This window comes from Cedecea sp. P7760 (assembly GCF_013386425.1).
GTDB lineage: Bacteria > Pseudomonadota > Gammaproteobacteria > Enterobacterales > Enterobacteriaceae > Cedecea > Cedecea selenatireducens.
The window spans coordinates 21,579-27,691 of sequence record NZ_JACARU010000018.1 but is presented as its reverse complement, the minus strand read 5'-3'; the positions used below and the strand labels follow the sequence as shown (position 1 = coordinate 27,691).

At 52.6% G+C, this 6,113-nt stretch carries 6 protein-coding genes and 1 tRNA gene; 2 read left to right on the top strand and 5 right to left on the bottom strand.

The features are described from left to right. Positions 1–181 precede the first annotated feature (181 nt). The 5 genes from HX778_RS07860 to folD all read right to left on the bottom strand — a co-directional run bounded on the left by HX778_RS07860 (position 182) and on the right by folD (position 5,318). On the bottom strand, positions 182–1,174 hold the full coding sequence (locus HX778_RS07860) for a lysozyme inhibitor LprI family protein (protein WP_255483360.1): 993 nt from the start codon (positions 1,172–1,174) through the stop codon (positions 182–184). Between the two features lie 179 nt (positions 1,175–1,353). Beyond that, positions 1,354–2,370, bottom strand: a complete 1,017-nt coding sequence (gene malI / locus HX778_RS07855; RefSeq protein ID WP_038474901.1) for a Mal regulon transcriptional regulator MalI — start codon at positions 2,368–2,370, stop codon at positions 1,354–1,356. A gap of 70 nt (positions 2,371–2,440) precedes the next feature. Continuing rightward, a complete protein-coding gene (locus tag HX778_RS07850) occupies positions 2,441–3,940 on the bottom strand; it encodes a PTS transporter subunit EIIC (protein ID WP_038474908.1) in 1,500 nt (499 codons plus the stop codon). A 296-nt stretch (positions 3,941–4,236) separates the two neighbouring features. Then, entirely contained in the window at positions 4,237–4,449 is a 213-nt protein-coding gene (gene ybcJ / locus HX778_RS07845) for a ribosome-associated protein YbcJ (protein ID WP_038474910.1), read from the bottom strand. Positions 4,450–4,451: 2 nt separating this feature from the next. After that, entirely contained in the window at positions 4,452–5,318 is an 867-nt protein-coding gene (folD, locus tag HX778_RS07840) for a bifunctional methylenetetrahydrofolate dehydrogenase/methenyltetrahydrofolate cyclohydrolase FolD (RefSeq protein ID WP_176981698.1), read from the bottom strand. 195 nt (positions 5,319–5,513) lie between these two features. Between folD and HX778_RS07835 the strand changes: the two genes are divergently transcribed. Together HX778_RS07835 and HX778_RS07830 are read left to right on the top strand one after the other, a co-directional pair. Beyond that, positions 5,514–5,590, top strand: a tRNA-Arg gene (locus tag HX778_RS07835). Positions 5,591–5,776: 186 nt separating this feature from the next. Further along, complete coding sequence (locus tag HX778_RS07830; RefSeq protein ID WP_176981697.1) at positions 5,777–6,016, top strand: DinI-like family protein; 240 nt, start codon at positions 5,777–5,779, stop codon at positions 6,014–6,016. Positions 6,017–6,113 lie beyond the last annotated feature (97 nt).

Below are 6,113 nucleotides of genomic sequence, written 5' to 3'. Positions count from 1 at the left end.
GGTGGGTTTACCGCTTTAGCGGCGATGAGCTCGCCGGGCGCCGGGGGTCGTCAGGGGGCATGGCGAAATGCCACCTGACACGTTCACCGGTTCGATGGCTACATGTAGATATAGATTTGTGGTGAACGGAACCTTAGCAGCACTCTCATAGTATTGATTTGAAACTAAGAGAGAATGACTACTACTTATCTAAAAACCGTAACTTCCAGCCCTGAAGCGTTCTCGGCAGCGGGCCTGTTTCGTTCCCTTTGGAGCGGTAAAACTTCGCTTCCTGAATGCCATTTTTCCCCGGAGAGGTACGGGCCGCCCACATTTTTCCTTCCGATGTATACATCACAATTGCGGTATGGCGGTTTGCTTCGCCGCGGACCCACATCGAAATCACCTTCGCACCAATATTGTCGATATCGTCCTGGTAGATGTACACATTCGCGGCATCAACGAAGTTTTGGTAGTCATCTCCCACCATCGCCCTGAAGCGAGTATCTGTCGCGGCATCCGGAAAGACGCCAATAGACAACAGCGTGGCTTTAGGCCGTGGATCCGTTTGGCTTTTGACATAGCGTCCGTCAATAAATACCCCCTTCGGCATCGACAGCTTACAGCCCCAGTCTGCGTTACTGTGTACCTGGATTGAGCCATCCTGGCGCGGGATAAAGAGCAGCTTGCAATTGCTGGTGTCCTTCACTTTCTCCACAATCGCCATGCCGTAGATCTTTCTGGCTTCTGCGGTGAAATCATCATGATTTGCGCCCGCCCAGGCCCTGATGTCGACGGTCAACGACCATTCCGCGTTACGGCTAAGGGTTATATTTCCGCCGCTACGGTTAGCAGCCGTAGTATTCCACCAGTTTCCCTGCCAGTCGAAATCCTCTTGCACGCCAGAAATTCGGCTAATTCCTTCATAATAGGCGCGCTCAATGCAGCCGTCAGATGTGCAGCTTTCAAGCGATTTATCCCACTCCAGATAGTCTTTATGAACCTGAGCCGCATTGTTTTTCACCAGCATGGAGTGGTAAATCATGTCCATGGTACTGTCCAGCCAGTGCAAGGTGTCATTATTGCAGATGGTATTGTCTAATGGCGTAGCAGCGCGCTGGCAATCAACGGCCATCGCATTACCGGCATAGAAACCCGCCATAAATAATAAGGTAGAAAGGATGCGCTTGAGCATAGGTACAAGAAAATTCCCAATCCGAAGTCGCCATTCTGACCAGAACATATTCAACTTGCAATATCAAACTGTCTTCATGATTAATTGAAATTAAAATGAAAATAATGCGTTAATAAAATGCCACTAATTATGATGAAATGAAGGACATATTAACCAATAAGACACGATGAATATTGCCGTCAGGCGGATTCGCGCGGAACCAGCTCTCCAGAAATAATAATTCTCTGGGCGGGTAATTCTGGCTGTTTGATTTTGCGGACAATCAGAGAGGCGGCCTGTCGCCCGGTCTCTTCGCTGGACGCGGAGACATAGGTAAAGCTCGGCGAGGTAAGATTAATGTACATCATATCTTCGAAACCGATCAGAGAGACCTGCTGCGTTAAGAAGACATCTTTCCCGACCGTTCTACCAACCTGCTGAATACCGGTGATGGCGCCGATAATGGCCGCCGGGGAATGGCACAGCATGGCGGTGATTTGGTTGCTTTTTTCCAGCATCAGGCGTGTGGCAAACGCCGAAGCCGAGGTATCGTCCGCGCATTCTGGCGCCCACTCTTCCCTGAACGGCAGGCCATACTGCTGCAGGGCGCTGCGGTAACCTGACAAACGCTCGGCGCGGATCAGGCAGCTTTTCGTGCCGCCCAGCCAGGCGATATTACGGTGGCCGCGTTCAATGAGAAATCGAGTGGCCTGGTTACCGGCCTGGCGATTATCCCGCCCAATAACGTCGCGCGTGCTGGTAATGGTTGATTCAGAGATGACTACCGTGGGCAGCGGGCAGTCGGTAATCGCCTGAGGTAGCTCAGCGGAGTGACAGTCGGCGGCCAGATAAATCACCCCGGCGACGCCCTGCTGGTTAAACGACGTCAGGCAGTTACGTAGCTGCTGTTCGTCATCACGCGGCTGGCCGAGAAACACCATATAACCTTGTTTCTCAAGCTGCTGAACGACGCTTGCGGTGACGTTGACCGAGAAGGAATCGTTAAAATCGCGGATGATCAGGCCAATCAGGTTGGACGTGCTGGAACGCAGGTTAGCGGCGGCAACGTTATGCACGTAACCTAATGTTTTGATGGCGGCGTTGACCTTATCAATGGTCGCCTCGGAGATCTTGCCCTTCTGACGCAGCACCAGCGAAACCGTCGAGACCGATACGCCTGCCAGCTCCGCGACATCAATGATGTTGACCTTTTTCATTCCACCCCTGCAACCGTACATCCATAAATTTCAGCCCCCTGAAACATACAGGAGGCCGAAAGGTATTACATTATTTACCGATCATCGTCGACATTGTCTGAGCAATAAATTGCGCTCTGGCACCAAATATCACCTGAATACCCGAATCGCCGACAAACACTACGCCGCGTGCGCCCAGACTGTTCAGGCCATCTTTATCGACCTTTGAACTGTCGTCCACTTCGAGGCGCAAACGGGTGATGCAGGAACCCACGGAGTTGATGTTTGGCGCCCCGCCCAGCAGGCCGATGATATCGCCAGCCAGTTCGGTATCGGTTTTATCCCCGGCGTTAGCGGTCACTTCGGTACGGCCCGGCGTTTTCACGTCGAAGCGGCGAATCACGAAGCGGAAGGTGAAGTAGTAGATAAGCGCCATAGGCACGCCGACCACAACCGCCATCAGGAAGTTAGTCTGATAGCCGTTAAAGGACGGCAGGATACCAAAGGAGATGTAGTCGATCATCCCGGCGGAGAACGATTTGGCAATATGAGCATGCAGCAGATACATACACATATACGACAGGCCGGCCATCACCGCGTTGAACACGTACAGGATCGGAGCGACGAAGATAAAGGTGAACTCTACCGGCTCCGTTATCCCTGTCAGGAAGCAGGTCAGCGCTGCGGAGAACAGAATACCTGAGGCAATTTTCTTATTCCTGGTGTTGGCTTCATGGTACATCGCCAGACAGGCTGCAGGCAGCGCGAACAGCATCAGCGGGAACTCGCCCTGCATGAATTTACCGGCATCGTGATAGCTGTCGCTGCTGAAGGACTTCACGCCCTCTTCCAGCATTTTGAACCAAATCGTCTGGTCGCCGTGAATAACCTGCCCCGTGTGGGTGGTGTATTCCCCGAAGGAGTACCAGAAAGAGGGATACCAGATATGGTGCAGGCCCAGCGGGATAAGCGCGCGTTCAACAAGGCCAAAGATAAAGGTCGACGCGGCCTGATTGTCACCGTTCACCACTACCGACAGGGCATCAATGCCGGACTGAATGTATGACCAGACCCACGGCAGCGCCATCCCCAGCAGAAAGGAGAGAAACGCCGTGGCGATAGCGACAAAGCGTTTGCCGGAGAAGAAGCCCAGAAACTCCGGCAGCTGCATGGTGTGGAACTTGTTGTAGCACCACGCCGCGAGGATCCCGGAGATTAGCCCGCCGAAAACGCCCATTTGCAGCGTTGGAATGCCCACTACCATGGCATATTTACCGCCCGCAGAGGCCATTTCCGGCGTAATGTGCATCACGGTGCCAATGGTGATGTTAATGATAAACACCGACACCGCCGCAGACAGTGCGGCAATACCTGACTCAGCGGCCAGGCCAACGGCAGAACCGATGGCGAACAGCATGGGCAGGTTGTCAAAAATGACCCCGCCCGCGTTCATCATCAGCGGTAAGTGAAACTTATCGCCGAACGCCAGCAGTAAACCTGCGGCGGGCAGCAGAGAGATAGGCAGCATTAAGGCGCGGCCAATCATGGAAAGCTTTGATAACGATTTAACAACACTGGACAACAGACTCATGGACGTTTCCCCCGGTGCAGACGCAGTAACCGCGTTTTGTCTATTTACGCGTTTTTATGGTAGGTAGAACGTTCTAGTAGAACGTTCTACCTAGAGTGCCGAAACGGTTTTTACCCCGCAACTGAAATCTGCGCTGTTGCCATATTGTTATCGAATATTTGAAGTGACGCAGGTTTTTAGGCCTGGGATTGATGGGGTTTTGTGCCTGAGAAATGAAGGCTCATTCAACGCTCCCGTCGGGGGTGACAGGGAGAGTTGATTCCGGCCCTTTCCGCTCTGGGCAGGGCCGGTCGAGCTTAAGGCTGAACGGTAATGCTCAGGCTTTCAAAGGTTACGGTCTGGCCCGCAACGATTTTGCAGCGCTTGCGGGTTTCAACTTCACCGTCCACCTTCACGAGGCCTTCGGCAATCACCGCCTTTGCCTGGGCGCCGCTTTCGCACCAGCCTTCCAGCTTGAGCAAGTCGCACAGTTCAACGTGGGGGTGTTTACCTAATGAGAAGGTCGCCATTATTACTCTCCATCGACATCATGATATTCCTCGCAGGCCTGCAAGGTATTCTGAATTAGGGTGGCCACGGTCATTGGGCCAACGCCACCCGGAACCGGCGTAATATACGAGGCTTTAGCGGCGGCTTCATCATAAATTACGTCGCCGACCACTTTCCCGCTTTCCAGGCGGTTAATGCCGACGTCCACCACGATAGCGCCTTCTTTAATCCACTCGCCCGGAATAAAGCCCGGTTTGCCCACCGCCACAATCACGAGGTCGGCGTTCTCGACGTGCTGACGCAGGTTTTTAGTAAAGCGATGCGTTACGGTGGTGGTGCAGCCGGCCAACAGCAGCTCCATACTCATCGGGCGGCCCACGATGTTGGACGCACCAATGATCACCGCGTTCAGGCCGTAGGTGTCGATTTTGTAACGTTCAAGCAGCGTAACGATACCGCGTGGCGTACACGGACGCAGGCGCGGCGCACGCTGGCACAGGCGGCCAATGTTATACGGATGGAAACCGTCTACGTCTTTATCCGGGTCGATACGTTCGAGAACTTTGACGTTATCAATCCCGGCAGGCAGAGGCAGCTGCACCAGAATACCGTCAATTTCAGCGTCGGCATTCAGGTCATCAATCAGCCCTAACAGCTCCGCTTCGCTGGTGGTTTCTGGCAAATCGTAAGAGCGGGAAACGAACCCAACCTCTTCGCAGGCTTTGCGTTTGTTCGCAACATAAATCTGGGATGCAGGGTTCGCTCCCACCAATACAACGGCCAGACCAGGGGCACGTTTTCCTGCGGCAGTTCGGGCTCTTACTTTTTCAGCAACTTCAAGCCGTACCTGCTGCGCAATCGTTTTACCGTCAATAATCTTTGCTGCCATCAGAGAGAGAATTCCATCTGTAAACTTAAAGGAAGGGGTTACTGCTATTTTGTCAGATGCGCGCCTCGCTGTCAGGCACTGATGTGGGTTTATGCTCAATTGTCGCGCAGGTGGTTGAAAAGCCATTGACTCAAGAGGTGCTGACCGTATAATCCACCCCGCATCAAGCCGTAATGCACATCGACATTACTCAGTGCGCCCTTAGCTCAGCTGGATAGAGCAACGGCCTTCTAAGCCGTAGGTCACAGGTTCGAACCCTGTAGGGCGTACCAATCAAATCAAGCAGTTATGCCAAACACCCCATCAAATTCAAAAATCACAGGTGCTCTAACGGGTGTCTTAACTGTGAATTCCAATGAAATCATATGAACGCATTAGCAATAAAAGCACCGCGTAAATATTGATCTGTAGCCCCTTCAAATATACTGTATGCATAACCAGTTAATGAGGGGCTAAAAATGTTCGTTGAACTCGTCTATGACAAACGCAATGTAGAGGGCTTGCCCGGGGCGAAAGAAATCATCCTGGCTGAGTTGACGAGGCGTGTGCATCGCGTCTTTCCCGATGCTGACGTGCGCGTTAAACCTATGGAATCCAGCTCTGTTAACAGTGACTGCACGAAAAATGAGAAAGAAAAACTGAGTCGCCTGATCGAAGAGATGTTCGAAGAGGCCGAGTTCTGGCTCGTCAGTGAGTAGTCTTGATGGACAACATGATCATATCCGGCGTGAGGATTTACTTCCCTCGACCAGGCGAAAAGCTCCCGGTTCCGTCTGCTGATATCCGCACTTTTGC

What these genes read in the sequence shown, in the direction of transcription:
- HX778_RS07860 (WP_255483360.1), bottom strand. Translation starts at nt 1,174, where the DNA reads ATGCTCAAGCGCATCCTTTCTACCTTATTATTTATGGCGGGTTTCTAT.
- malI (WP_038474901.1), bottom strand. Translation starts at nt 2,370, where the DNA reads ATGAAAAAGGTCAACATCATTGATGTCGCGGAGCTGGCAGGCGTATCG.
- HX778_RS07850 (WP_038474908.1), bottom strand. Translation starts at nt 3,940, where the DNA reads ATGAGTCTGTTGTCCAGTGTTGTTAAATCGTTATCAAAGCTTTCCATG.
- ybcJ (WP_038474910.1), bottom strand. Translation starts at nt 4,449, where the DNA reads ATGGCGACCTTCTCATTAGGTAAACACCCCCACGTTGAACTGTGCGAC.
- folD (WP_176981698.1), bottom strand. Translation starts at nt 5,318, where the DNA reads ATGGCAGCAAAGATTATTGACGGTAAAACGATTGCGCAGCAGGTACGG.
- HX778_RS07830 (WP_176981697.1), top strand. Translation starts at nt 5,777, where the DNA reads ATGTTCGTTGAACTCGTCTATGACAAACGCAATGTAGAGGGCTTGCCC.